21 protein-coding genes are annotated in these 24,977 nt (G+C 72.5%); 6 read left to right on the top strand and 15 right to left on the bottom strand.

The genetic code is table 11. From position 1 onward, the window contains the following. Positions 1 to 148 precede the first annotated feature (148 nt). On the bottom strand, positions 149 to 2,644 hold the full coding sequence (gene treY / locus ABD385_RS21965; protein WP_344578747.1) for a malto-oligosyltrehalose synthase: 2,496 nt from the start codon (positions 2,642 to 2,644) through the stop codon (positions 149 to 151). Positions 2,645 to 2,808: 164 nt separating this feature from the next. Between treY and ABD385_RS21960 the strand changes: the two genes are divergently transcribed. Further along, positions 2,809 to 4,080: an MFS transporter gene (locus ABD385_RS21960; RefSeq protein WP_344578745.1), complete on the top strand. Its 1,272-nt coding sequence runs from the start codon at positions 2,809 to 2,811 to the stop codon at positions 4,078 to 4,080. A 44-nt stretch (positions 4,081 to 4,124) separates the two neighbouring features. Here the strand turns inward: ABD385_RS21960 and glgX are convergent, their stop codons facing one another. Then, positions 4,125 to 6,308 (bottom strand): glycogen debranching protein GlgX, encoded by a 2,184-nt coding sequence (gene glgX, locus ABD385_RS21955; protein ID WP_344578741.1) that lies wholly within the window; start codon positions 6,306 to 6,308, stop codon positions 4,125 to 4,127. 562 nt (positions 6,309 to 6,870) lie between these two features. Here glgX and ABD385_RS21950 point away from each other — a divergent pair. After that, a complete protein-coding gene (locus tag ABD385_RS21950) occupies positions 6,871 to 8,112 on the top strand; it encodes an SAV2148 family HEPN domain-containing protein (RefSeq protein ID WP_344578739.1) in 1,242 nt (413 codons plus the stop codon). A gap of 205 nt (positions 8,113 to 8,317) precedes the next feature. Next, positions 8,318 to 9,031: an exonuclease domain-containing protein gene (locus ABD385_RS21945; protein WP_344578736.1), complete on the top strand. Its 714-nt coding sequence runs from the start codon at positions 8,318 to 8,320 to the stop codon at positions 9,029 to 9,031. Between the two features lie 40 nt (positions 9,032 to 9,071). Here ABD385_RS21945 and ABD385_RS21940 read toward each other — a convergent pair whose 3' ends face one another. Next, entirely contained in the window at positions 9,072 to 9,959 is an 888-nt protein-coding gene (locus tag ABD385_RS21940) for an aminoglycoside phosphotransferase family protein (protein ID WP_344578734.1), read from the bottom strand. A gap of 177 nt (positions 9,960 to 10,136) precedes the next feature. On the opposite strand from ABD385_RS21940, the gene ABD385_RS21935 reads away from it, so the two are divergent. The 3 genes from ABD385_RS21935 to ABD385_RS21925 all read left to right on the top strand — a co-directional run bounded on the left by ABD385_RS21935 (position 10,137) and on the right by ABD385_RS21925 (position 14,248). After that, positions 10,137 to 11,348, top strand: a complete 1,212-nt coding sequence (locus ABD385_RS21935) for a macrolide family glycosyltransferase (RefSeq protein ID WP_344578732.1) — start codon at positions 10,137 to 10,139, stop codon at positions 11,346 to 11,348. 319 nt (positions 11,349 to 11,667) lie between these two features. Next, positions 11,668 to 12,879, top strand: a complete 1,212-nt coding sequence (locus ABD385_RS21930; RefSeq protein WP_344578731.1) for a S8 family peptidase — start codon at positions 11,668 to 11,670, stop codon at positions 12,877 to 12,879. 277 nt (positions 12,880 to 13,156) lie between these two features. Next, complete coding sequence (locus ABD385_RS21925) at positions 13,157 to 14,248, top strand: glycosyltransferase family 2 protein (protein WP_344578730.1); 1,092 nt, start codon at positions 13,157 to 13,159, stop codon at positions 14,246 to 14,248. Between the two features lie 32 nt (positions 14,249 to 14,280). On the opposite strand, the gene ABD385_RS21920 is transcribed toward ABD385_RS21925, so the two are convergent. From ABD385_RS21920 to ABD385_RS21870, 12 genes are all read right to left on the bottom strand, one after another. Further along, positions 14,281 to 15,051, bottom strand: a complete 771-nt coding sequence (locus ABD385_RS21920) for a sirohydrochlorin chelatase (RefSeq protein ID WP_344578728.1) — start codon at positions 15,049 to 15,051, stop codon at positions 14,281 to 14,283. Positions 15,052 to 15,055: 4 nt separating this feature from the next. Next, complete coding sequence (locus tag ABD385_RS21915; protein WP_344578725.1) at positions 15,056 to 16,108, bottom strand: ABC transporter permease; 1,053 nt, start codon at positions 16,106 to 16,108, stop codon at positions 15,056 to 15,058. Then, complete coding sequence (locus ABD385_RS21910; protein WP_344578722.1) at positions 16,095 to 16,895, bottom strand: ABC transporter ATP-binding protein; 801 nt, start codon at positions 16,893 to 16,895, stop codon at positions 16,095 to 16,097. Before ABD385_RS21910 ends, ABD385_RS21915 begins: the two co-directional genes overlap by 14 nt. Positions 16,896 to 16,929: 34 nt before the next feature. Beyond that, on the bottom strand, positions 16,930 to 18,039 hold the full coding sequence (locus ABD385_RS21905) for an aliphatic sulfonate ABC transporter substrate-binding protein (RefSeq protein WP_344578720.1): 1,110 nt from the start codon (positions 18,037 to 18,039) through the stop codon (positions 16,930 to 16,932). Between the two features lie 214 nt (positions 18,040 to 18,253). Further along, the gene (locus ABD385_RS21900) at positions 18,254 to 19,615 is read right to left on the bottom strand and encodes a sulfate adenylyltransferase subunit 1 (RefSeq protein WP_344578718.1); all 1,362 of its coding nucleotides are present in this window, start codon (positions 19,613 to 19,615) and stop codon (positions 18,254 to 18,256) included. A gap of 2 nt (positions 19,616 to 19,617) precedes the next feature. Beyond that, the gene (gene cysD / locus ABD385_RS21895; protein ID WP_344578717.1) at positions 19,618 to 20,553 is read right to left on the bottom strand and encodes a sulfate adenylyltransferase subunit CysD; all 936 of its coding nucleotides are present in this window, start codon (positions 20,551 to 20,553) and stop codon (positions 19,618 to 19,620) included. 118 nt (positions 20,554 to 20,671) lie between these two features. Continuing rightward, positions 20,672 to 21,205 carry an adenylyl-sulfate kinase gene (gene cysC, locus ABD385_RS21890; RefSeq protein ID WP_344578714.1) on the bottom strand — a complete coding sequence of 178 codons (534 nt, stop codon included), beginning with the start codon at positions 21,203 to 21,205 and terminating at the stop codon, positions 20,672 to 20,674. Between the two features lie 23 nt (positions 21,206 to 21,228). Continuing rightward, a complete protein-coding gene (locus ABD385_RS21885; RefSeq protein ID WP_344578712.1) occupies positions 21,229 to 21,918 on the bottom strand; it encodes a phosphoadenylyl-sulfate reductase in 690 nt (229 codons plus the stop codon). Continuing rightward, positions 21,915 to 22,133: a hypothetical protein gene (locus tag ABD385_RS21880; RefSeq protein ID WP_344578711.1), complete on the bottom strand. Its 219-nt coding sequence runs from the start codon at positions 22,131 to 22,133 to the stop codon at positions 21,915 to 21,917. Before ABD385_RS21880 ends, ABD385_RS21885 begins: the two co-directional genes overlap by 4 nt. A gap of 34 nt (positions 22,134 to 22,167) precedes the next feature. Then, positions 22,168 to 23,862, bottom strand: a complete 1,695-nt coding sequence (locus ABD385_RS21875; protein ID WP_344578709.1) for a nitrite/sulfite reductase — start codon at positions 23,860 to 23,862, stop codon at positions 22,168 to 22,170. A 218-nt stretch (positions 23,863 to 24,080) separates the two neighbouring features. Beyond that, positions 24,081 to 24,164 (bottom strand): putative leader peptide, encoded by an 84-nt coding sequence (locus ABD385_RS41350; protein WP_350257049.1) that lies wholly within the window; start codon positions 24,162 to 24,164, stop codon positions 24,081 to 24,083. Positions 24,165 to 24,335: 171 nt separating this feature from the next. After that, the gene (locus tag ABD385_RS21870; protein ID WP_344578708.1) at positions 24,336 to 24,929 is read right to left on the bottom strand and encodes a GNAT family N-acetyltransferase; all 594 of its coding nucleotides are present in this window, start codon (positions 24,927 to 24,929) and stop codon (positions 24,336 to 24,338) included. Positions 24,930 to 24,977: the final 48 nt, after the last annotated feature.

Genomic DNA, 24,977 nt, shown 5'->3' with positions numbered 1-24,977 from the left:
TGCCCCGACGCCGAGGGCGTCCCCCGGGGCCGGTCGGACCGGTGCGGACGCCCGGTTCACCGAACCCCTCCGGGGACGGGTGACCGACCACGATGCCTGACGCACCATCAGTACGCCGGTTGCGGTGCGCCCTCCACCGCGCCCGGGGCTATTCCCGTACGAGCAGGGCCACCGGCCAGTCCGCCAGGAGGCCGTCCACCCCCACCGCACTGCCGCCCGTCAGCGAGCGGCCGGTGAGCAGCTCGCGCCACTCGCCGCCCGGGGGCAGTCGCAGCACGGTGTCCCACCAGCCGCCGGTCTCCCGCAGCCGCAGCGACAGTCTGGTCACCGCCGTCGCCACCCGCCCCGCCCGGACGAACGCCACGCAGTGCTCGGCCGCCGGGCCCTCCACGGCCAGCGGCTCGTACGAGGCGGCGGCGCCGAACCACTCCGGGTGCGCCCGCCGCAGCCGCAGCGCACGGGCCGTCAGCCACAGCTTCTCGGCGGACACCGAGGCCGGCGCGGCGCCGGCGTCCAGTTCCGCGAGCAGATCCGCGGCGAACCGCGGCGGCCGCCGGTTGTCCGGATCGACCAGCGCCGCGTACTCCTGCTCGGTGCCCTGGTAGAGGTCCGGGACGCCGGGCACGGTCAGGTGCAGCAGCGTCGCGCCGAGGACGTTCGCACGGACGAACGGGGCCAGCTCCGCCTCCAGCGCGGCCAGTTGCTCCGGCGCCGGACCGCCCGGCCCGCTCCGGACGAACTCCGCCACCCGCTCCTCGTACCCCGCGTCCTGCTCCGTCCAGGTGGTGCGCAGCCCCGCCTCGCGCACGGCCTTGAGCACCGCGGGCGTCAGCCGCTCCCCGCGGTCGCCGGCCGCCGCCCCGTCCGCGCCCGGGCCGTCGGCGTCGGACGTGCCCAGCCCGAACGCGGTCTGCCAGGCCGTCCAGGCCACCATCGGGTCCACCGGCAGCGCGCCGTCCGCGACGTCCCGTCCTTCGGTCACCGCGCCCAGCACGTCCCGCCACCGGTCCGGGCACTCCGACAGCACCGCGATCCGGGCCCGCACGTCGGCACTGCGCTTGGTGTCGTGCGTCGAGAGCACCGTGCCGCTCTCCGGCCAGTCCCGCTGCATCCGCGCGCCGTACTCGTGGAACGCCCCGGGCCCCAGCGCCGGTTCCCCGGGATCGCCGCCGACCTCGCACGCCGACAGCAGCACCGGGTAGCGGTAGAAGGCGGTGTCCTCCACGGACTTGGCGTGCAGCGCGGACGCGGTCTGCGCGAACCGCGCCGCGAAGCCCGCGACGTCCCCGTCCACGGCCCCGTCCGCGGCGCCGTCCCCACCGGGCGCGAACCGCCCCAGCGCGAGGTCGTGGACCAGGTCCACCGCCCCGGCCTCCTCCGGCACCCGGAAGGTGGCCCGGGCCCGCTCCGCCGCGCCGCCCAGCATCGTCGCGTCCGCCGCCGCCCGCGCGGCGTCGTCGGGGTCGCCGGCGTAGGGCCGGTAGACCGGCAGCCGCACCAGGAGTTCCCGGACCGCCTGGCGCAGCGCCCACGGGGCGTGGTCGCCCGGCCTGGGCACCCGTTGGGCGATCCGGGCCGCGGTCCGCACCAGGCGCTCGACCTCCGCCGCCAGGTCGTGCTCGACGACCTCGTAGGCGGCCCGCCGCACCGTCTCCTCCCAGTCGCCGCCCTCGTCGGCCAACGGGGTGACGAAGTCCCGGTAGTGCGAGAACAGTCGCCCGGCGCCCTGCGGGCACACGAACAGCCCGTCGACGTGGCGGAGCGCGTCGTAGCCCGTGGTGCCCGCGCACGCCCAGCCGTCCGGGAGCCGCTCCGCACCGGTGAGGACCTTCTCCACCACGGTCCAGCAGCCCTTCGTGCCGGCCCGCAGCCGCGCCAGGTAGCCGCCCGGATCCACCAGCCCGTCCGGGTGGTCGATCCGCAGCCCGTCGACGACCCCCTCCCGCACCAGCCGCAACACCGTGCGGTGCGTGGCGTCGAACACCTCCGGGTCCTCGACGCGGACCCCGATCAGCTCCGAAATGGTGAAGAACCGGCGGTAGTTGAGCTCGGTGCGGGCCAGCCGCCACCAGCCCAGGCGGTACCACTGCGCCCCCAGGAGGCGTTCCAGCGGCAGCCGCTCCGTGCCGGGCCGCAAGGGGAAGACCTGCTCCCCGTAGTGCAGCACCCGCCCCTCGACCCGGAACCGGGGCAGCTCGTCCCCGATCCGCCCCTCCAGTACGGGCAGCAGCAACCGCCCCTCGTGCCCGCCGTCCCAGTCGACGTCGAACCAGCGCGCGTACGGCGACGTCGGTCCGTCGCGCAGCACCTCCCACAGCGGCCCGTTGAGCGACAGCGGCACGGGCACCGCCATGTGGTTGGGCACGACGTCGACGACCAGCCCGAGGCCGTGCGCCCGGGCCGTCGCCGCCAGCGCCCGCAGCCCCTCCTCGCCGCCCAGCTCGGCCCGCACCGCCGCGTGGCAGGTCACGTCGTAGCCGTGCGGGGAGCCCGGCACCGCCTCCAGCACCGGTGACAGGTGCAGATGGGAGACGCCGAGCGCGGCGAGGTACGGCACCGCCCGCGCGGCGGCGGCGAACGGGAAGTCCGGCTGGAGCTGCAGCCGGTAGGTGGCGGTCGGCGACGGACTCGAAGGCTGCGTCATGGGAACACCCGTACCCCGCCGGCGGGCCGTTCTGTCATCGGGTTGCGTCATCCCGGGGCGTCCTGCCCGTGGTGCCTTCCTCCGAACCATCGGGCCGGTCGGCGGTAGGGCTTCGTACGTACCGCCCGTACGAATCGTGCAGGGGTGATGGGTAGCTTCTTGTGATGACCGCTGTCACCACCACCTACCGCCGGGTACTCGCCCTGAGCGGGCCGTTGCTGCCCGTCGTGTCCTTCCTCGGGCGGCTGCCGACCGCCATGTGCCAGCTCGGCAGCGTGTTGCTGGTGGCCGAGACGAGCGGTTCGCTGACCACCGCGGGCCTGGTGGGCGGTGCCCTGGCGGCGGGTCAGACGGTCGCCGGCCCACTGATCGGGCGGTTCGCGGACCGCCACGGCCAGCGCCCGGTGGTGCTGATCGCCTGCTGGGTCAACGCGCTCGCGGTGGCCGCCCTGGTGACGGCCGCACTGGCCCGCACGGCGACGCCCTCGCTGGCCCTGCTGGGCCTGCTGGCCGGGGCGAGCGTGCCGCAGATCGGCCCGCTGGCCCGCACCCGGCTGGTCGCGCTGGCGCACCGCGCGCGGGCCGACGAACGGCTGGTGAGCGCCGCGCTCTCCCTGGAGGGCACCTTGGACGAGGTGTCGTTCGTGCTCGGGCCGGCGCTGGTGGGGCTGGCCGCCACCCTGGTCCACCCGGCGGTGGCGCTGGGGCTGGCCGCCGTGCTGCTGGCGGTCTGCGGCTCGGCGTTCGCCCTGCATCCGACGGCGGTGGCCGTGCGGCCCGCCGCCGACCGGGCCCCGCGGGCCGCCCGCCCGGCGCGCACCCGGATGCCCCGCGCGGTGCACGCCATGCGCGTCTCGATGGCCCTCCAGGGCGCCATGTTCGGTGCCTGCCAGGCCGGCATCACCGCGCTCACTGAACGCCTCCACCAGCCCGCCCAGGCGGGCCTGGTGTACGCGGCGATGGGCGTGATGAGCGCGGTCGCGGGGCTCTCGCTCGCGCTGGTGCCGGCCCGGATCGGCCTGCCGGCCCGTTGGCGGGCGGCCGCCGTCGCGCTCATCGTGCTGTCCGTGCCGCTGCTCTTCGTGCGGTCGATGGGGGCGCTCTACCTGGTCGTGGTGGTGCTCGGGGTGGCCTTCGCGCCGCACCTGATCACCCTCTTCGGACTCACCGAACGCCTGGTGCCGGCCGCCCGGCTGGCCGAGTCGATGGCCTTCCTCACCAGTGCGGTGGTCGGCGGCCAGGCCGTGGCGCTGGCCCTCTCGGGGCGGCTCGCCGACACGCACGGCCCGTCTGCGGCCTTCGCGGTCGCCGTCGGCGCGGCGGTGCTCGTCCTCGTCGTCGCCCTCACCACCCGCGCCGGTCACCGGCCCACCGCGCCGCTGCCCCTCTCCCCGGCCGGACCGGAGGCCGCGGCGGACCGCGCGCAGACCTCCTGAGCCCCCGCGGCCCCTCGGACCGTCGCGGGGCCGCACCGGACGGCTCAGGCCGGCCGCTGGAGCACCAGCAGGCTCCGCCCGACCAGCATCAGCCGGTCGCCGCCCTTGACCTTGGCGCCCCGGCCGTCCGCCGCCGCCTCCGGCCGGTCGGTGTCCACCACGACCTGCCACTGCGGTCCCAGGTGCTCCGGGACGGTGAACTCCTTGTCCTGGTCGTGGGCGTTGAACATCAGCAGGAACGAGTCGTCGCCGATCGGCTCGCCGCGCGGACCGGGTTCGGAGATCGAGCTCCCGTTGAGGAAGACCGTCAGCGACTTGGCGTGGACGGACTGCCAGTCGCGGGTGCCCATCTCCGTGCCGGCCGCGGTGAACCAGGCGATGTCGGACAGCTCGTCGTGGGCGCCCTCCATCGGGTGCCCCTGGAAGAACCGCCGCCGCCGGAAGACCGGATGGTCCCGCCGCAGCCACACCATCTGCCGCACGAACGCCAGCAGCGCCGCCCGGTCCGCCCGTTCCTCGTCCGCCGTGCCCGCGGCGTCCTGCGCCGCCTCGGGGTCGTCCGCGGCGCCGGCCGCCTCCCGCTCCGGCCACCGCACCCAGGTCAGCTCCCCGTCCTGGCAGTACGCGTTGTTGTTGCCGCGCTGGCTGCGGCCGAACTCGTCACCGTGGCTGAGCATCGGCACGCCCTGCGACAGCATCAGCGTGGCGAGGAAGTTCCGCATCTGCCGCAGCCGCAGCCGCCGTACCGAGGGGTCCTCGCTCGGCCCCTCCGCGCCGCAGTTCCACGACCGGTTGAAGCGCTCGCCGTCCCGGTTGTCCTCGCCGTTGTCCTCGTTGTGCTTGTCGTTGTACGAGACCAGGTCGCGCAGGGTGAAACCGTCGTGGCAGGTGACGAAGTTGACCGAGGCGAGCGGCCGCCGCCCGTCCTCCTGGTAGAGGTCCGACGAACCGGCCAACCGGGACCCGAAGTCCGCCAGGGTGCGCGGCTCGCCCCGCCACAGGTCCCGCACGGTGTCCCGGTACTTCCCGTTCCACTCCGTCCACAGCGGCGGGAAGTTCCCCACCTGGTAGCCGCCCTCCCCGACGTCCCACGGCTCGGCGATCAGCTTCACCTGGCTGACCACCGGGTCCTGGTGCACCAGGTCGAAGAACGACGACAGCCGGTCCACCTCGTGGAACTGCCGCGCCAGCGTCGCCGCCAGGTCGAAGCGGAACCCGTCCACGCGCATCTCCTGCACCCAGTAGCGCAGCGAGTCCATCACCAACTGGAGCACGTGCGGACTGCGCATCAGCAGGGAGTTCCCGGTGCCCGTGGTGTCCATGTAGTAGCGCAGGTCGTCCGACAGCCGGTAGTACGAGGCGTTGTCCAGCCCCCGGAAGGACAGCGTCGGGCCCAGGTGGCTGCCCTCGGCGGTGTGGTTGTAGACGACGTCGAGGATCACCTCGATGCCCGCCTGGTGCAGGGCCCGCACCGCGGTCTTGAACTCCAGCACCTGCTGCCCGCGGTCCCCCCAGGACGCGTAGGCGTTGTGCGGGGCGAAGAACCCGATCGTGTTGTAGCCCCAGTAGTTGGTCAGGCCCGCGTCCACCAGCCGGTGGTCCTGGACGAACTGGTGCACCGGCATCAGTTCCAGGGCGGTGACCCCGAGCTTCGTCAGGTGGTCGATGATCGCCGGGTGCGCCAGCGCCGCGTAGGTGCCGCGCAGCTCCTCCGGCAGCTCCGGATGCCGCATCGTCAGGCCCTTCACGTGGGCCTCGTAGAGCACCGTCTCGTGGTACGCGGTGCGCGGCGGGCGGTCGTCGCCCCAGTCGAAGTACGGGTTGACCACCACCGACGCCATGGTGTGCGGCGCCGAGTCCAGGTCGTTGCGGACCTCGGGACGGCCGAAGTGGTAGCCGTAGACCGCCTCGTCCCAGTCGATCACGCCGCTCATCGCCCGGGCGTACGGGTCGAGGAGCAGCTTGGCGGAATTGCAGCGCTGCCCGCGTTCCGGCTCGTAGGGGCCGTGCGCCCGGAAGCCGTAGCGCTGTCCCGGCATGATCCCCGGCAGATACGCGTGCCGTACGAAGGCGTCGGACTCGCGCAGCTCGACGGCGGTCTCCGACCCGTCGTCGTGCAGCAGACACAGTTCGATGCGCGTGGCGGCTTCGGAGAACACCGCGAAGTTGGTGCCCGCACCGTCATAGGTGGCACCCAACGGATACATCTGTCCCGGCCAGACCTGCATGCGTAGACACTTCCACTTTCTCTACGGGGCGGCGGCGACTCCACGACACGCGTCCGCGGGCCGAATCGGAATCCTTCCCAACGTGTCCAAACTGCCGGATGTCGGGAGATTTTCGTGTGAACTCCGCTGAAAGCTGACGGATCTCCGGCGATGTCGGATTGTCGTACCGTGCGCTGATCGGGGGCCGGCGGCCATCGGGCGCGGCCGGCGCGGGCGGGGGAATGCCAGGGCTACCCCAAAAGCGGCGTCTTGGCGACGGACTACCTCACATGTGTGCAGTTCGCCAGCGGCACCCCGGCCAAATGCGGGCACCCCCGCGCGGCCCGGTGCGCACGGTGCTGTCAACGGCTCACCGCCGGGACACTCCATCGCGTGGGCGGCAACAGGAGGCCACCCCCCGTCGCGGCTATGAAACCGCTCACTCCCACCGCGCTTTCCGGTCACAACCGGCACCATGGGCAAGGGGAGTTGGCATCCGACTCACCGCATCCTGCTGCACCGCTCCCCGCGCCGCAGTAGTCTGCCTTGATCGTTGGCACGGGGGTTCGGGAGGCGGTGGCAGGTGAGCGGCGGGCTGGAGTTGCCCCCTGGTGACGAGAGTCATGAGGGTCACGAGGGCGGCTCCGTTGACGCACCGCCCGGCACGGTGTCCCTGGCCCGACCCCTGGAGATCGGTGCCGAACTCGACTGGGGGGCCGCGGACTGGAGCGAGGTCCGCACCCGGGCCCGCCGGGCCGGACGCGCCTACATCTGGCTGAATCTCGTCGAGCAGCGGCTGCGGGCCGTCGTCGCCGCCGTGCTGCGTCCCATCTACGAGCCGGTGCACGGCGACGAATGGGTCATCGCGGCGGCCGGACCCGCGGGCCAGGAGTGGGTCCAGCGCGCGGTCGCGGTCCGCGAGGTCAGCCGCCGCAAGGGCTACCTCCTCGACCCCGCCGACGACAACATCGTCAGCTTCCTGACCCTCCCGCAGCTGCGCGAGCTGATGGTCCAGCACTGGCCCTGCTTCGAGCCGTACGTCGACGACCGGCGCGAGGTCGAGCTGGTCCTCGACGAGCTGGAGGTCGCCCGCAACATCGTCTCCCGCAACCGCGCGCTGTCCGAGACCGTCCTGGCCCAGGCCGAGCGGGCCTCCGCCCGCCTGCTGGACGTCCTCGGGTCCGGGGCCGGCACCCGGATGTCCGGCCGGCTGCCCATCGACGCCGTCGAGGACCTCGTCGGCGACCGGTACGCCGACGTCGTCGGCGTGCACCCCGACCGGGTGCGCCTCCAGCGCCAGCTGCCCGCGGAGGACCTCTTCGGCGGCGCCCGCCGCCTCGACGCGGTGGGCATAGGGCTCAACCTCCTGGTCCAGAACTACTCCGGCCGCCGACTGGTCCGGCTCGCCGAGTCCGGGTGCCGGGTCCGGCTGCTCTTCCTCAACCCGGCCAGCAGTGCGGTCCGCCGCCGGGAGCGCGAAATCGGCCTCAAGAAGGGCGAGATGAGCCGCTCCATCGAGATGAACATCCTGCACATGCGGCGGGTCCGCGCCCGCCTGCACGACCCGGGAGCCTTCGAGATCCAGGTCTTCGACGAGACCCCGCGCTTCACCGCCTACCTCGTCGACGGCGACGGGCCCGACGGGATAGCCGTCGTCCAGCCCTACCTCCGCAAGAGCCGCGGGATGGAGTCGCCGGTCTTCGTGCTGCGCGGCGGCGGCCGCGACCTGCTCCGCCAGGACGCCCGCGACGTCGACCACGGGCTCTTCGAGATCTACCGCGAGGAGTTCGAGAGCGTCTGGGCGGACTCGCGGCCGGTCTCCTGAAGGGGCCTGCGGACGGTGCGGCGACGGGCGGCCCGGCCCGTTGTCAGTGGTGCGTGGGAGAGTGGTCGCACCACGGGGGAGGTACCACCGAAGGAGGCCGCATGAGTCAGCGCTGCGTGGGGGTCCGACCGGCCGGAGGCCGGCGGAGCGTCGAGGAGGGGTGCGCGCCGCGCCCGTGCGGGGCCGGGCGGAAGAGGGGGTCGGCATGAGCTGGCATCAGGAGCTGTTGGTCGGTTTCGACCTGGAGACCACGGGCACCGACGTCGAGCACGACCGCATCGTCACGGCCGCGCTGATCCGGCTGGAGGGCGACGGCCGGGTGGCCGGCCAGCAGTCCTGGCTCGTCGACCCGGGCGTCCCGATCCCCGACGAGGCCGCGGAGATCCACGGCATGTCGACCGCCTACGTCCGCCGGCACGGCCGCGCGCCCGCCGCCGCGATAGCCGAGATCACCGAGGCGCTGGCCGAAGTGCTGCGCGCGGACGTCCCGCTGGTGGTGATGAACGCGCGCTACGACCTCTCGCTGCTCGACCGCGAGTGCCGCCGCCACGGCGTGCCGACGCTGACCGAGCAACTCGGCCACCCGCCCGCCCCGGTCATCGACCCGCTCGTCCTCGACAAGCACGTGGACCGCTACCGCAAGGGCAAGCGCGCCCTCCAGGCGCTCTGCGGGCACTACGGGGTCCCGCTGGACGGCGCGCACGAGGCCGGCGCCGACGCGGTGGCCGCGGCCGGTGTCGCCCGCCGCATCGGCGAGAAGTACCCGGCCGTCGCGCTGCCCGCGCCGCGCGCCCTGCACGTCCTCCAGGAGCAGGCCGCCGCCCAGCAGGCCGCGTCGTTCCAGGCGTACCTGCGCCGCAGCGGTGACCCGGAGGCGCGAGTCGAGGCGGCCTGGCCGCTGATCCCCTACCAGCGCTGAGCGGACCGGCCCGCCGCGGGGCGGTGGCCGGGGCCGGGCTTCAGAAGGGGTACCACCGGACCGCCGCGTCCTTCTCGCGCAGCGAGGCGATCCGACGGCGGAACTCCCCCAGTGCGGCGGGGTTCCCGGGCGCGTGCTGGGAGACCCAGGCACAGCTCGCCGTCTCCCGCGATCCGCGCAGCACCGCGCAGCCCTCCCAGTCCCGTACGTCCCAGCCGTACACCGAGGCGAAGGCGTCGTAGGCCTCGGCGCCCAGCCCGTAGCGGTCCCGGCTGAGCGCCATCACGACCAGGTCGTGCTCGCGCAGGTCCGAGGAGAAGGTCTCCAGGTCGACCAGGACGGGGCCGTCCGGCCCGAGGTGGACGTTGCGGGGCAGCGCGTCGCCGTGGATGGGACCGCGCGGCAGGTGCGGTTCCAGCGCCGTCGCGGCGAGCGCGAAGGCGTCCCGCCGGCCGCGCAGGTACTCCGCGTCGGCCGGCGACACGGCATCGCCGGCCAACCGCAGCCAGCGCTCCACGCCGTCCAGCAGTTCGCGCCGGGGGAGCGCGAACGGCGGCTCGGGCAGCGCGTGGACGAGCCGCAGCAGCGCCGCGAGGTCCTGCGGCCGGGCCGGGCGGACGGCCTGTGGAAGCTGCCGCCAGTACGTCAGCGGATGTCCGTCGACGAGCCGGGCGGTCGGCTCCGCGGCCCGCACGGCCGGTACGTCCTGCGCCGCCAGCCACTGGGCGACGGCCAGTTCCCGCTCGGCGCGCGCCAGCAGCTCCGGGCTGCGGCCGACCCGGACCACCACGCCGCGCTCGTCCAGGGCGAAGACGGCGTTCTCGCCGAGCGCGAGCAGTCGGGCGTCCGCCGCCGCTTCGGGGTGCCCGGCCGCCGCCAGCACGTCCCGGGCGCGCGCCTCGGTGAAGGCGGGGCTGGTTTCGGTCATCGGATGCCTCCTGCGGTGCGATCTCGCGCCCAGTCTCGCAGGTGCCACGAGGCGCTCCGGAGCCCGTCCGCCCACGGCCCGCGGGGTACTTGTGGCTGCGGGAGTCGTCGTCCATGGGGCGGGGGTGACGCCTTTTCAGGATTGCACGATACGTATCGTCTCGCCTAAGGTGCGGGCATGCCTCAACACCGTTCGCACCTCGCCATGTTCAGCATCCCGGCCCACGGTCACGTCCAGCCGAACCTCGACGTGATCCGTGAGCTGGTCGACCGGGGGCACCGCGTCACCTATGCCGTGCCCGCCGAGTTCGCCGACCTGGTCGCCGCCGTCGGCGCCGAACCCCGACCGTGGACCTCCGTCCTGCCCGCCGCCGACGACCCGCAGGGCTGGGGCACCGAACTCCTCGACCAGCTCGAACCGTTCCTCGACGACGCGATCCAGGCGCTGCCGCAACTCGCCGCGGCCTACGAGGGCGACGCCCCCGACCTGGTGCTCCACGACAGCGCCGCGTTCCCGGCCCCGCTCCTCGCCCGCCGCTGGGGCGTCCCGGCCGTGCAGTTGGCCCCGCACATCGTCGCCTGGGACGGCTACGAGGCGGAGGCCGCCCAGGCGATGCGGGAGGAGCTGCGCGGCACCGAACGCGGTCGCGCCTACTACGCCCGCTTCCGGTCCTGGTTGGCCGAGCACGGCATGGCGCACCTCCCGGAGCCGGACCACCTGGCCGCCCGGCCCGCCCGCGGGCTGGTCCTGGTCCCCCGGGCCATGCAGCCGCACGCGGACCGGGTCGACGGGTCGGTCTTCACCTTCGTCGGCTCCTGCCAGGGCGACCGCGCCGCGCAGGGCGACTGGCGGCGGCCGACCGGTCTCGCGCCGGACGCCAAGGTGCTGCTGGTCTCGCTGGGGTCGGTGTTCACCGACGCCCCGGACGTCTACCGGTCCTGCATCGAGGCGTTCGGCGGCCGGCCGGACTGGCACGTGGTGCTCCAGATCGGGAAGTCCACCGATCCGGCCGCGCTCGGTGCGGTCCCGGACAACGTCGAGGTGCACACCTGGGTCCCGCAGGTGGCGGTCCTCCGGCAGGCGGACGCGTTCGTCACCCACGCCGGGATGGGCGGCAGCCAGGAGGGGTTGGCCAACGGGGTGCCCATGGTGTGCGTACCGCAGGCCGCCGACCAGTTCATGAACGCGGACACGTTGGAGGCGTTGGGCGTCGCCCGGCAACTGACGAAGGGGCAGGTCACCGGGGAGGCGCTGGGGGCGGCGGTGCGCGCGGTGGTCGACGACGCCGGTGTGGCCGCGGCGCTCGACCGGATCCGCGCGGCGATGGCGGGCGAGGGGGGCAGCCGGCGGGCCGCCGACCTCATCGAGGCCCAACTCCCGCGGGGGTAACCGCCGGTACACCTCTTGCGGGGCGCGAGCATGTCATAGCGGGACGGTTGAAAATGCAAACGCCTCGTCAGCCGTCCCCTTTCATTGCGTAAACGTAAACGCACTTGGGTCACTGTCCGTCAACTCGGCTGATGTTTATGGGTAGTTCTGTGGGTCTTTGCCTTTTCGCAGGGTTGTTGCGAATCTCACACGGCCGGGCGGACCTTGAATTGCACCCGTCAATCCGACAGGGTTTCGAACCAGCCCGGTGGAGCCTTTCGGTCCCTTCGGGCTCTTCGCAACGCTTCCCCCCACACCACGAACGAGGAGAACCCTCGCCATGGCTCATAAGCGTTCCAGCAAGAAGCGGCTCGTCACGGCGATATCCGCCGTGGTGGCCGCCACTGGTATCGCCGCCGTCACCGCGGTCACCGCGGGCGCGTCGCCCGCCGCCGAGGGCAAGATCTACGGCGCCGACGCCAAGGGCGCCGTCAAGGGCAGCTACATCGTGCTGCTGAAGAAGTCCGCCTCGGTGCGCGCCGCCGAGAGCGGCGACCTGGCCTCCAAGTACGGCGGCAAGGTCAAGCGGACCTTCACCTCCGCCATCGACGGCTTCTCGACCACCGGCCTGAACAGCGAGGACGCCAAGCGTCTGGCTGCCGACCCGGCCGTCGACAAGGTCGTCCAGAACCACACGTTCCACATCGACGGCACCCAGGAGAACCCGCCGTCGTGGGGCCTGGACCGGATCGACCAGGCCGACACCAAGGGTGACGGCAAGTACAACTACCCGGACAGCGCGGGCGACGGCGTCACGGCGTACGTCATCGACACCGGCATCCACATCAGCCACAAGGACTTCGGCGGTCGCGCGTCGTACGGCTTCAACGCCATCGACAACAGCAACAAGGCCGAGGACGACAACGGCCACGGCACCCACGTCTCCGGCACGATCGGCGGCACCGCCTACGGCGTCGCCAAGAAGGTCAAGCTGGTCGCCGTCAAGGTGCTCGACGGGCAGGGCTCCGGCTCCACCGAGCAGGTCGTCGCGGGCATCGACTGGGTCACCAAGAACCACAAGGGCCCCTCGGTCGCCAACATGTCGCTCGGTGGCGGCGCGGACGAGGCGCTCGACGCGGCCGTGAAGAAGGCCATCGACTCCGGTGTCACCTTCGGCGTCGCGGCCGGCAACGAGTCCACCGACGCGGGCCAGGGCTCCCCGGCGCGCGTCAAGGAGGCCATCACGGTGGCCTCCAGCACCAAGGACGACCAGCAGTCCGACTTCTCCAACTACGGCAGCGTCGTCGACCTCTACGCTCCGGGCTCCGACATCACCTCGGACTGGAACAACAGCGACGACGCCACCAAGACCATCTCCGGCACGTCGATGGCGACCCCGCACGTCGTGGGTGCCGCCGCGGTCTACCTGGCCGACCACAAGGACGCCAAGCCGGCCGACGTGGAGAAGGCGCTGACGGACGGGGCGACCCCGGACAAGATCAGCAACCCGGGTCAGGGCACGCCCAACAAGCTGCTGAAGATCGTCCAGTAGTCGATCGGACCGCCCAGCACCGCACGCCGGCCGTCGCGCTCGCCCCCACGGGGCGCGGCGGTCGGCGTCGTTGCGTGCCGAAGCGTCAACGCCCCCTCCCGCGCGGCGGGTTATCCACAGGAGGGTTCCTCCGGAACCGTGGACGGCCGGGCGTGGCTACCGTCAGTGACATGCACGGAGTCACGCCGTTCCTCGGCATCAGCACCATCGTCTACGGAGTGATCGGACTGCTCTGCGTCCTCGCCGGCGCGGTCCGCACGACAGGGGGGAGCCCACCATGCACAGCGTCACCGTCATCGTCCCGGCCCACAACGAAGAGGCCGGACTCCCGGCCACGTTGGAGTCCCTCGCGGGGCAAACGGTCCCGCCCGACCGCATCCTCGTCGTCGACGACGCCTCCACCGACCGCACCGGCGAGGTAGCCGCCGCGCACGGCGCCACGGTCCTGCGCCCGCCGCGCAATCTGGGCAGCAAGGCCCGGGCGCAGAACCACGCCCTCCCGCACTGCACCACCGACCTCGTCCTGGCCGTCGACGCGGACACCGTGCTCGCCCCGGACTACCTCCAGCGCGTCCTCCCGGTCTTCGACGACCCCGAGGTGGCCGTCGCCGCGGGCACGGTCCGCACCCGCCACACCCGCACCCTGTGGGAGCGGGGGCGCTCCACGGAATACCTCTTCGGCTTCCACTTCCACCGGCCCATCCAGGCACTCGCCAACAGCCCCATGGTCTGCTCGGGGTGCTGCTCGGTCTTCCGACGCGACGAACTGGTGGCCTTCGGCGGGTTCCCCGAGCGCACCATCGTCGAAGACATGGACTACACGTGGTCCCGGCAGATCGCCGGCAGACGCGCGGTCTACGTCTCCGACGCGGTCGCCCTCGCCGCCGACCCGGAGGACCTCACCTACTTCCGCAAACAGGTCAACCGCTGGATGGCCGGCTTCTGCCAGAACGTCCGGCTCCACCTCGGCCGGTTGCTCGTCCGCAAACCGCTGCTCGCACTCTGGGTGCTGCTGGCCCTCTTCGAGATCCTCACCGCGCCCCTGTGGTGGGCCTCGCCGTTCGTGCTCAGCGCGACGACCGGTGCGTCACCACCCGTCGCCTTCGCCTGGTGGGCCGGTGTCGACCTGTTGTTGACGCTGCCACCCCTGGTGTACGCCGCGCGCCGCCGCAGACTCCCCTTGTGCGGTGTGCTGGTGAACATCCCCTGCGCCTACGCCACCAAGGCGGTCAACGTCGTCTACGCCTGGAAGGCCCTGGTCGTGGAGCTGTTGCTGGTACCCCTGCGCCTGGCGCGCGGCCTGACGGTCTACGAGAAGGGGCGCGCCGACGCGCCCGCGGGGCGCGGGGCGGTGGTGGCGGCGAGCTGAGCGGGGCCGGGGCGCTGCCGGGGCGGTGCCGGTCAGGCCGTGAGGGCCGCCACGTCGCCGCGGGCGCCGGCCCGGACGGCCTGGTCGTAACGGCGCAGGAGCAACCGGGCCAGTTCGGGGGCGGCGCCCAGCACCGGCGCGAGGATGTCGGCGCGGGCCTCGCGGGCCCCGGCGGCGATCCGGTCCGGCAGGAAGCCCGGCGCGATGACGTACGGGGCGACGGCGACGCGCTGGGCGCCCTCGGCCCGCAGGGCCCGTACGGCGTCGGCCGTCCGGGGAAGGGATGCGGAGGCGAACGCAGGTCGCACGGCACACCATTGAGCGGTGCGCCGCCACTCCCGCGCGATTTCAGCGATCACTGCGATCGCCTCCGGGTCTGAGGAGCCCGCCGCGGCCAGCACGACCCCGGTCGAGCGGTGGTCACCGGGCCGCAGCCCGGCCTCCTCCAGCCGGCGTTCCAACGCGCTGGTCAGCAGGAGGGACGGGCCGAGCACCTCGGCCTGATGGACGGTCAGCAGGGGCAGTCGCGCGACGGCCTCCCGCAGCACCGCGGGGATGTCGGTCTTCGCGTGGAAGGCCCGAGTGAGGAGGAGGGGCAGCGCCACCACGTTCCGTACGCCGTCGTCCGACAGGCGCTCCAGGACCCGGGGGATCCGGGGCGCGTTGAAGTCGAGGTAGCCGACCTCCACGCGCAGCCCCGGCCGCAGCTTCCGGACCCGCGCGCAGAGCTCGGTGACGGTTGCGGCGTGCCGGGGGTCGCGACTGCCGTGGGCGATGACGAGGAGAGTGGGGCGTGCGTTCATGGTGTCAGCTCTTGACGAGGAGGCCGCGGCTGCGCAGCACCCGGCGCTCGATCGGGGCGAAGATCAACAACTCGATGCCGATGCCGACGATCAGGATCAGCAGGATCGCGGCCAGCACCCAGGACATGTCCTGCAGTTCACGGCCCTGTTCCAGGAGCTGGCCCAGTCCGGTGCCGAGATCGGGAGCGTTGACGATGAGTTCGGCGGCCATCAGGGACCGCCAGGAGAACGCCCAGCCCTGCTTGAGCCCGGCGAGGTAGCCGGGCAACGCGGCGGGGAGCAGCACGTGACGGACGCCGGCCAGCCCGGTCGCGCCGATGGTGCGGCCGGCACGCAGGTACAGCGGGGATATCTGGTCGACGCCGGACACCAGCCCGTTGGCGATCGAGGGGACGGCACCGAGCAGCACCACCGCGTAGATGGTGGCGTCGCTCAGGCCGAACCAGATGATCGCCGCCGGGACCCAGGCCACCGAGGGCAGGGACTGCAGGCCGCTCAGGATCGGACCGATCGCGGACCGGACCAGCTTGACGCGGGCCACGACCAGGCCGAGCAGGGTGCCGAGGGCGACCGACGCCAGGAAGCCGAGGGCGCCGCGGGAGACGCTGGTCCACACGAAGCCGAGCAGAGTGCCTTCGAGCCACTTCTGCTCCAGCGAGCGGAAGACGTCGAGCGGGCTCGGCAACAGGTAGTGGGGCTTGAGCTGGAAGTGGTAGGCGAGCTGCCACAGCCCCAGCACGATCACGATCGCGATGAGGGGAGGGAACGCCTTTGACAGCACGGTGCGCAGCCACGGCTGCCGGGACACCACGGTGGAGTCGAGCGCGTCGAGCCCTGCCTCCAGACCGGCGAGGTCACCGGCGGCGGGACGGGATTCCCCGGCGGCAGCGGTTCCGTCGCCTTCGGTGGTGGCTCCGGCAGCCGCTTCGGCCGCTTCGGCCGGGGAGCCGGCCGCCGGGTCGGCCGGTGCCTCGGCGTCGGCGGCGGTGGCCGGTCCGGTGGGGTCGTCGTCGGGCTTCCCCGTGGGGGACGACGTGGTGGTCTCAGTGCTGGCCATGGCGGCGGATCTCCCCACGGAGCTGTTCGGTGATCTCGACGGACAGGTCGGCGACCGCGGAGTCCTCGATGCGGCGCGGCTGGGGGATGTCCACCTGCCACTCCCGGGCGACCCGCCCGGGGCGGGAGGACAGCAGCACGACGCGCTCGCCGAGCCGCACCGCCTCCCGGACGTTGTGGGTGACGAAGAGGACCGAGAGGTTGGTCTCGTGCCAGATCCGGGTCAGCTCGTCGTGCAGGACGTCGCGCGTGATGGCGTCCAGCGCCGCGAACGGCTCGTCCATCAGCAGCAGTTGGCTGTCCTGGGCAAGGGCCCGGGCCATCGCCACCCGCTGGCGCATGCCGCCGGACAGTTCGTGCACCCGCTTGCCGTACGCGCCCTTGAGCCGGACGAGTTCGAGCAGCCGCTCGGCCTCGCCGCGGCGTTCCGAGCGCGGCACGCCGCGCATCCGCAGGGCCAGTTCGATGTTGCGGCCGGCGGTCAGCCACGGGAACAGCGCGTGTTCCTGGAACATCAGCGCCGGTCGGCCGCCGGGCGTCTCGATGGTGCCGACGGACGGCTTGTCCAGGCCGGCCACGAGGCTGAGGAGGGTGGACTTGCCGCACCCCGAGGCCCCCAGGAGGCAGACGAATTCGCCGGGCGTGACGTCGATGCTGATGTCGTCCAGCACCTGTTGTTGCGCGCCGGGGCGGCCGAACGACTTCGAGACGTGCTGGATGCGAGCGGCGTACGGGCCGGTGGTGCCGGCGGCCGCGGGGGCGGGCTTGGTGAGCGTGCTGGTCGTCATCGGTGTCACCTCCTGGGGGTTCGGGGAGCCGGGGTCAGTTGCCGCCGAGGCCGGCGTCGTCGACCGGCGGCTTGCCCTCGGACTTGAGCACCTTGTTCAGCAGGGTGAGGTCGTAGATGCCCTTGAGGTCGGGCTTCTTCAGCAGCCCCGCCTTGACGGCGTGGTCCGCCTCCTCCTGGAGGGTGGCGGCCAGCGGGTCGTCGGTGACGTCCACGTTCTTGAAGGCCGGGTCGATGACGTCGTCCGGCAGCGCCTTACCCGTGATCGTCGGGTCCGCGAGCTTCTCGTTGAGTGCCTTGACCGCCTCGGCGGGGTGCGAGCGGATCCAGGCGTTGGTCTTCACCGACGCGCGCAGCACCGCCTCGACCGCCTTCGGGTGCTCCTTGAGGAACCGCTGCGAGACGATCATGTTGGTGATGACGAACTTGCCGTCCTTCCACAGCTTCTTCTCGTCCAGCAGCGACTTGCCGCCCTGGGCGACCAGCTTGGACGCGGTGGGTTCGGGGACCCAGGCGCCGTCGATGCTGCCCTGCTGGAAGGCGGTGGGCGTCACCTTGTTGTCGATGCGCTGGACGGTGACGTCACCCTTGCCGCTGGTGGCGTCGACCGTGTAGCCCTTCTGCGCGAGGAAGTTCAGCAGGGCGACGTCCTGGGTGTTGCCCAGCTGCGGGGTGGCGATCGTCTTGCCCTTGAGGTCGTTCAGGCTCTTGACCTTCTTGGGGTTGACGATCAGCGAGACCCCGCCGGACGCCGAACCGGCAATGATCTTCAGGCTCTTGCCGTGCGACTTCACGTAGCCGTTGATCGCGGGGGAGGGGCCGATCCAGCCGATGTCGATGGCGTTCGAGTTGAGCGCCTCGATCTCGGCGGGGCCGGCGTTGAAGACCGAGGACTTCACCGCGGTGCCGCCCAGTTCCTTCTGGAACTGGCCCGTCTGCAGGCCGATCAGGGGCGTGGCGTGGGTGGTGTTGCCGAAGAACCCGATCTTGACCTGATCGAGCCCGTCGACCTTCGGCCCCTTCGGGGCGACGGAGGCCGCGGTGTCCTTCGGGGCCTCGGAGCCGTAACCGCAAGCCCCCAGTGCGACGGTCAGCAACGGGACGGTGGCGGCGGCCGCCAGGAGGCGATGACGAACGGCAGACACGGGAGGTGGTCCTCTCGGAGGGCCGGGGCAGTACGCGCCTCGCTACGGCGCGCCCGGCGAAATGGTGGTTCTTCGGAAGGAGGTGGTGGGGGGTACGGAGTCACGCATCGTCAGCGCACACATCGGCCGACTCCGCCCTGGCCGCTCCCGAGGGCGCCGCTGCCGACGCGCCCGCCTTCCTTCGCAAAGGTCGAGAACATGTCCTTGAGCATGATCAGAAGTCCCACCCCTCGTCGTCCGCCGCGCCCTGCGGCGCGGGGTCCGCGGTCGCCTCCGCGAACGCGGTGCCCGCCATGCCCGCGGTCAGCGTGGTGCCGTCCGCCGGGTCGATCAGCAGGAAGGAGCCGGTCCGCCGGGACTGGGCGTAGGCGTCCAGCGCCAGCGGTGCGGCGGTGCGCACCACGATCCGGCCGATGTCGTTGGCGGCCAGTTCGCCCGGGGCCGGGTGCTGGGAGAGATCGTCCAGCGTCAGCCGGGACGGGATGTCCTTGACGATCGCCTTGACGGTGCGGGTGGTGTGCTTGAGCAGCACCCGCTGCCCGACTCTCAGCGGCCGGTCGGCGACGTGGCAGACGGTGGCCTCGACGTCCTGGGTGACCGACGGCACCGTCGCGGTCGGGGCGATCAGGTCGCCCCGGGAGACGTCCAGGTCGTCGGCGAGGCGCAGGGTCACCGACTGCGGCGCCCAGGCGACGTCCACGCTCCGGCCGAGTGCGTCGATGCCCTCGACGGTGCTGGTCCGTCCGGACGGCAGCACGGTGACGGGGTCGCCGACGCGCAGCACGCCGGAGGCGATCTGGCCCGCGTAGCCGCGGTAGTCGGGGTGCTCGGCGGTCTGCGGGCGGATGACGTACTGGACCGGGAAGCGGGCCGGGTCGTCCGACGGGTCGGCGACCACCGGGACGGTCTCCAGGTGCTCCAGCACCGTCGGGCCGCCGTACCAGTCCATGGCGGACGACGGTGTCACGACGTTGTCGCCGGCCAGCGCCGAGATCGGGATGGCGGTGATCTCCGGCACGCCCAGCGAGCCCGCGTAGGCGGTGAACTCCTCGGCGATGGCCGCGAAGACGGGCTCCTGGTAGTCGACCAGGTCCATCTTGTTGACGGCCAGCACGACGTGCGGGACCCGCAGCAGGGCGGCGACCGCGGCGTGCCGCCGGGTCTGCTCGACCACGCCGTTGCGCGCGTCGACGAGGACGACGGCGAGTTCGGCGGTGGACGCCCCGGTCACCATGTTCCGGGTGTACTGCACGTGCCCGGGGGTGTCGGCCAGGATGAAGCGGCGGCGCGGGGTGGCGAAGTAGCGGTAGGCGACGTCGATGGTGATGCCCTGCTCGCGCTCGGCCCGCAGCCCGTCCGTCAGCAGCGCCAGGTCCGGCGCCTCCTGCCCGCGGTTGCGGGACGCGTGCTCCACGGCCTCCAACTGGTCGGCGAGGACCGACTTGGAGTCGTGCAGCAGCCGGCCGACCAGGGTCGACTTGCCGTCGTCCACGGAACCGGCGGTGGCGAAGCGCAGCAGCGAGGTGGCGCCCGCGTCCACCGTCAGGTCCGAGCGGGCGGTGTTGGTCGTGCTCATGGCTAGAAGTACCCCTCGCGCTTGCGGTCCTCCATGGCGGCCTCGGACATCTTGTCGTCGGCCCGGGTCGCGCCCCGCTCGGTGAGCCGGGACGCGGCGATCTCCGCGATGACGGCCTCGATGGTGTCCGCGTCCGATTCGACGGCGCCGGTGCAGGACATGTCGCCGACGGTGCGGTAGCGCACCTGCCGGACCTGGAGCTCCTCGTCGTCCTTCGGGCCGCCCCAGTCACCGGGCGCCAGCCACATGCCGCTGCGGGCGAAGACCTCCCGCTCGTGGGCGTAGTAGATGGCGGGCAGTTCGATCTGCTCGCGGGCGATGTACTGCCAGACGTCCAGCTCGGTCCAGTTGGAGAGCGGGAAGACCCGGACGTGCTCGCCCGGCGAGTGCCGGCCGTTGTAGAGCTGCCACAGCTCGGGCCGCTGCCGGCGCGGGTCCCAGCCGCCGAACTCGTCGCGCAGCGAGAACACCCGCTCCTTGGCGCGCGCCTTCTCCTCGTCCCGGCGGCCGCCGCCGAAGACCGCGTCGAAGCGGTTGGTGTCGATGGCGTCCAGCAACGGCACGGTCTGCAGCGGGTTGCGGGTGCCGTCGGGGCGCTCGCGCAGCTCGCCGCGGTCGATGAAGTCCTGCACCGAGGCGACGTGCAGCCGCAGGCCGTGCCGCGCCACGGCGCGGTCGCGGTAGTCGAGGACCTCGGGGAAGTTGTGCCCGGTGTCGACGTGCAGCAGGGCGAACGGCACCGGCGCCGGCGCGAACGCCTTCAGCGCCAGGTGCAGCATGACGATGGAGTCCTTGCCGCCGGAGAAGAGGATCACCGGCCGCTCGAACTCGCCCGCCACCTCGCGGAAGATGTGCACCGCCTCGGACTCCAGGGCGTCCAGGTGCGACAGCGCGTAGGGGTTGTCCAGTTCCTCGGAAAGCGAAGCAACGGTGGTCACGCGGTATCCCCTTCGTTCTCCCGCGGACTCCGTCCGGGGGCACCCCCGTCTCCGCCCGCGAGGCGCGGAGGCGCGGGTATCACGGCTGGCTGCGGGCCGGTGGCCGCGGGCGCGTCGTTCACGCCAGGCCCCTCTCGACGAGCAGCGCGTGCAGCGCCGCCGCGGACTCCTGCACGGTCTGGGTGTGCGACTCGATCCGCAGGTCCGGTGCCGCGGGCTCCTCGTAGGGGTCGTCCACGCCGGTCAGCCCGGAGATCTCGCCGGCCGCCTGCTTGGCGTACAGGCCCTTGACGTCGCGCTCGGAGCAGACCTCGACCGGAGTGGCGACGTGCACCTCCAGGTACGGCGTGCCCTCGCCCTGGTGGCGCTTGCGCACCGCCTCGCGGCTGTCCGCGTAGGGGGCGATCACCGGGACCAGGGCCTTCACGCCGTTGCTCGCCAGCAGTTCGGCGACGAAGCCGATCCGCTGGACGTTGGTGTGCCGGTCCTCGCGGCTGAAGCCGAGGCCCGCGGAGAGGAACTCGCGGATCTCGTCGCCGTCGAGCACCTCGACGCGGTGTCCCTCGCCGCGCAGCCGCGCGGCCAACTGGTGCGCGATGGTCGTCTTGCCCGCGCTCGGCAGACCGGTCAGCCAGATCGTGGCGCCCGTCATCTGTGTCTCCAAAAACTCCGCCATCAGTGCAGTCCGCACTCGGTCTTGTTGCTGCCGGCCCAGCGGCCGGCCCGCGCGTCCTCGCCCGCCGCCACCCGACGGGTGCAGGGCGCGCAGCCGACGGAGGCGTAGCCGTCCATCAGCAGCGGGTTGGTGAGCACCCCGTGCTCGGCGACGTAGGCGTCCACGTCGGCCTGCGTCCAGCGGGCGATCGGCGAGACCTTCACCTTCTGCCGCTTGGCGTCCCAGCCGACCACCGGGGTGTTCGCCCGGGTCGGCGACTCGTCCCGGCGCAGCCCGGTCGCCCACGCGTCGTAGCCGGCCAGGCCCGCTTCGAGCGGCTTGACCTTGCGCAGCGCGCAGCACAGGTCGGGATCGCGGTCGTGCAGCCGCGGCCCGTACTCGGCGTCCTGCTCGGCCACGGTCTGACGGGGCGTCAGGGTGAGGACGTTGACGTCCATCACCGCGGCCACCGCGTCCCTCGTCCCGAGGGTCTCCGGGAAGTGGTAGCCGGTGTCGAGGAAGACCACGTCCACGCCGGGGAAGGCCCGCGAGGCCAGGTGCGCGACGACCGCGTCCTCCATGGAGGAGGTGACGCAGAAGCGCGGACCGAAGGCGTCGGCGGCCCACCGGAGGATCTCCAGGGCGGGCGCGTCCTCCAGGTCGCGGCCCGCCTGCTCGGCGAGCTGCTGAAGGTCGGTGCTGGTGGTCACGGCGTACCTCCGTCGGATGCGGAAGGAACTGCGGAAGGAACGGGGGAAGCGGACGGGGCGGACCCGGCGGTTCCGGGGGCGAGCAGTCCGAGGAACTTCAGCCGGAAGGCCCGGCTGCACGCCCGGCACTCCCAGGAGCCGTGCCCTTCCTCGGAAGGGTGCAGGTCCTCGTCGCCGCAGTACGGGCAGTAGAACGGCGCGGCGCGTTCGCTCACGGTTCCTCCCGTTCGGTCTCGGTGCGTTGCCAGGTCACTTCAGGGCACCCTCTTCGGCGCGCGCCGCCCAGGTGGCGAACCGCTCGCCGTCCTCGCGCTGCGCCTCGAAGTTGCGCAGCACCCGCTCGACGTAGTCGGGCAGTTCCTCGGAGGTCACCTTCAGCCCGCGGACCTTGCGGCCGAAGCCCGGCTCCAGGCCCAGCGCGCCGCCCAGGTGCACCTGGTAGCCCTCGACCTGGTTGCCGTCGTCGTCCAGCACCAGCTGGCCCTTGAGACCGATGTCCGCGACCTGGATGCGGGCGCAGGCGTTGGGGCAGCCGTTGAGGTTGATGGTGATCGGCTCCTGGAAGTCCGGCATCCGGCGCTCCAGTTCGTCGATCAGCGCGGAGCCGCGCCCCTTGGTCTCGACGATGGCGAGCTTGCAGAACTCGATGCCGGTGCAGGCCATCGTGCCGCGCCGGAACGGCGACGGGTTGACCTGGAAGTCCAGCGCCTCCAGCCCGGCGACCAGCGAGTCGATCCGGTCCTCGGTCACGTCGAGGATGATCATCTTCTGCTCGACGGTGGTGCGCAGCCGGTCCGAGCCGTGGGCGGCGGCGAGTTCGGCGACCTTGGTGAGGGTGGCGCCGTCGACCCGGCCGACGCGCGGGGCGAAGCCCACGTAGAACCGGCCGTCCTGCTGCCGGTGCACGCCGACGTGGTCGCGCCACTTGTGCGCGGGCTGCTCGGGCGCCGGACCGTCGACCAGCTTGCGCTGGAGGTACTCGTCCTGAAGCACCTGGCGGAACTTCTCCGGGCCCCAGTCGGCCATCAGGAACTTCAACCGGGCGCGGGTGCGCAGCCGGCGGTAGCCGTAGTCCCGGAAGATGCCGACCACGCCGGCCCAGACGTCGGCGACCTCGTCCAGCGGCACCCAGGTGCCCAGGCGCTGCGCGAGCTTGGGGTTGGTGGACAGGCCACCGCCGACCCACAGGTCGAAGCCCGGGCCGTGCTCGGGGTGGACGACGCCGACGAAGGCCACGTCGTTGATCTCGTGCACCACGTCCTGGACCGGCGAGCCGGAGATCGCGGTCTTGAACTTGCGCGGCAGGTTGGAGAACTCCTTGCTGCCGATGTACCGCTCGTGGATCTCGTCCACGGCCGGGGTGCCGTCGATGATCTCGTCCGCCGCGATGCCGGCCACCGGCGAGCCGATGATCACGCGCGGGCAGTCGCCGCACGCCTCGGTCGTGGACAGCCCCACGGCCTCCAGCTTCTCCCAGATGGCGGGCACGTCCTCGATGCGCACCCAGTGCAGCTGGACGTTCTGCCGGTCGGTGATGTCCGCGGTCCCGCGGGCGTACTGCTCCGAGACCTCGCCGATGGCGCGCAGTTGGGCGACGGTGAGCCGACCGCCGTCGATGCGGACCCGCAGCATGAAGTACTTGTCGTCGAGCTCCTCGGGCTCCAGCACCGCGGTCTTGCCGCCGTCGATCCCGGGCTTGCGCTGGGTGTACAGGCCCCACCAACGCATCCGGCCGCGCAGGTCGTTGGGGTCGATGGAGTCGAAACCGGCCTTGGAGTAGATCGTCTCAATGCGTGTCCGCACATTGAGACCGTCGTCGTCCTTCTTGAACTGCTCGTTGCCGTTGAGCGGCGTGAAGTGACCAACGGCCCACTGGCCCTCGCCGCGGTGGCGGCCGGCCTTGCGGCGGGTCGTGGCGGTGGGCGGTTCCGGGTTGGCGGCCATGGGTTACGTCCTTCTGGGCGGCTCAAAGGGAGTGCGGACGGGTGCGCTGAACCCGCGCTGACCTGCGTGGACACACCGAAGCGCGGCGCGCGTGCGCGCGTCGGCGGTGGCATGCGGGGTCGGGGGGTGAACGCGTCCGCGACGAGGGGGACGACGGGTGCGACGTGGTGGTGCTGAGTGCTGTCCGGATCCGCAGGTGCGGCCCGGCCCGTGCAGCGTCAGCCCGCCCGACAAATGGCGCTGGACATGCGGCCGAGGTCGACGTGCCGCCGACTCACCAAGGCAATTCCAGCTCGAGACATGACGGAAGCGTGGCACGGGGCTCTCCGGACAGTCCACCGTCATCCAAAATATGGACATGCTTGTCCCGCATCGCGAGATGGTGTGGCGCCCGTCACGTGGGGGAGGGGTTTCGGGGGCGCGGCCGGCCGCGCCCCCTGTCCCTGCGGGACCGAAGGGACAGGGGGCGCGGTTCAGGGGGCCGCGGTGGCCGGCACCGGTCCGGCGCCGGGCCACGGGCCGGGGGTCTCGACCTCCGGCTCCTCGGTCACCTCGGTGCGGAACAGCCGGAAGCCGCGCCGCTCGTAGTTGGCCCGCGCGTGCGGACCGTCGTCGCTACAGGTGTGCAGCCACACCCGCGCGGTCGCCGGCCGGTCCGGCCACCGCTCGGCCAGGTCCCAGGCCCGCGCCGCCCCGTACCCGAGCAGGTGCCCGCCGATCCGCCGCCCCCGGAAGGCCGGCAGCAGCCCGAAGTAGACGATCTCCACCGCGCCGTCCGGCTGGGCCTGGAGCTCGATGAACCCGGCGGGCGTCCCGCGCTCGTACGCCACCCACGTCTCCGTCCCCGGCTGTGCCAGGTGCTCGGCCCAGCGCGCGTACGACCACGCCAGCCGGTCGGTCCACCGGACGTCCCCGCCGACCGCCGTATAGAGGAACCGACTGAATTCCGGCGAAGGCACCTCGGACCGGACGATGCGGACGTCCTGTTCGGCGGCGGGCTCCGCGGTGGGCGAGAGCGCGGCGCGCGAGGTCTGTTCGAGGTGCCAGATGGTGACGGGGTGGCTCATGGCGCCAGCACATCACACGGTGGGCGACGGGCCGTACGGCGGTCCGAG

It is taken from the genome of Streptomyces lunalinharesii, from assembly GCF_039532155.1.
GTDB classification, from domain to species: domain Bacteria; phylum Actinomycetota; class Actinomycetes; order Streptomycetales; family Streptomycetaceae; genus Streptomyces; species Streptomyces lunalinharesii.
Note: the sequence above shows the minus strand (reverse complement) of the source record. Positions and strands in the feature narration are given on the sequence as shown.

Excerpts from the sequence above, each read along its gene's own strand:
- ABD385_RS21920 (WP_344578728.1), bottom strand. The coding sequence starts at position 15,051 with ATGAACGCACGCCCCACTCTCCTCGTCATCGCCCACGGCAGTCGCGAC.
- ABD385_RS21935 (WP_344578732.1), top strand. The coding sequence starts at position 10,137 with ATGCCTCAACACCGTTCGCACCTCGCCATGTTCAGCATCCCGGCCCAC.
- ABD385_RS21960 (WP_344578745.1), top strand. The coding sequence starts at position 2,809 with ATGACCGCTGTCACCACCACCTACCGCCGGGTACTCGCCCTGAGCGGG.
- ABD385_RS21910 (WP_344578722.1), bottom strand. The coding sequence starts at position 16,895 with ATGACGACCAGCACGCTCACCAAGCCCGCCCCCGCGGCCGCCGGCACC.
- ABD385_RS21915 (WP_344578725.1), bottom strand. The coding sequence starts at position 16,108 with ATGGCCAGCACTGAGACCACCACGTCGTCCCCCACGGGGAAGCCCGAC.
- ABD385_RS21900 (WP_344578718.1), bottom strand. The coding sequence starts at position 19,615 with ATGAGCACGACCAACACCGCCCGCTCGGACCTGACGGTGGACGCGGGC.
- ABD385_RS21930 (WP_344578731.1), top strand. The coding sequence starts at position 11,668 with ATGGCTCATAAGCGTTCCAGCAAGAAGCGGCTCGTCACGGCGATATCC.
- ABD385_RS21870 (WP_344578708.1), bottom strand. The coding sequence starts at position 24,929 with ATGAGCCACCCCGTCACCATCTGGCACCTCGAACAGACCTCGCGCGCC.
- ABD385_RS21940 (WP_344578734.1), bottom strand. The coding sequence starts at position 9,959 with ATGACCGAAACCAGCCCCGCCTTCACCGAGGCGCGCGCCCGGGACGTG.
- cysC (WP_344578714.1), bottom strand. The coding sequence starts at position 21,205 with ATGACGGGCGCCACGATCTGGCTGACCGGTCTGCCGAGCGCGGGCAAG.
- ABD385_RS21875 (WP_344578709.1), bottom strand. The coding sequence starts at position 23,862 with ATGGCCGCCAACCCGGAACCGCCCACCGCCACGACCCGCCGCAAGGCC.
- ABD385_RS41350 (WP_350257049.1), bottom strand. The coding sequence starts at position 24,164 with ATGTCTCGAGCTGGAATTGCCTTGGTGAGTCGGCGGCACGTCGACCTC.
- ABD385_RS21925 (WP_344578730.1), top strand. The coding sequence starts at position 13,157 with ATGCACAGCGTCACCGTCATCGTCCCGGCCCACAACGAAGAGGCCGGA.
- glgX (WP_344578741.1), bottom strand. The coding sequence starts at position 6,308 with ATGCAGGTCTGGCCGGGACAGATGTATCCGTTGGGTGCCACCTATGAC.
- ABD385_RS21945 (WP_344578736.1), top strand. The coding sequence starts at position 8,318 with ATGAGCTGGCATCAGGAGCTGTTGGTCGGTTTCGACCTGGAGACCACG.
- treY (WP_344578747.1), bottom strand. The coding sequence starts at position 2,644 with ATGACGCAGCCTTCGAGTCCGTCGCCGACCGCCACCTACCGGCTGCAG.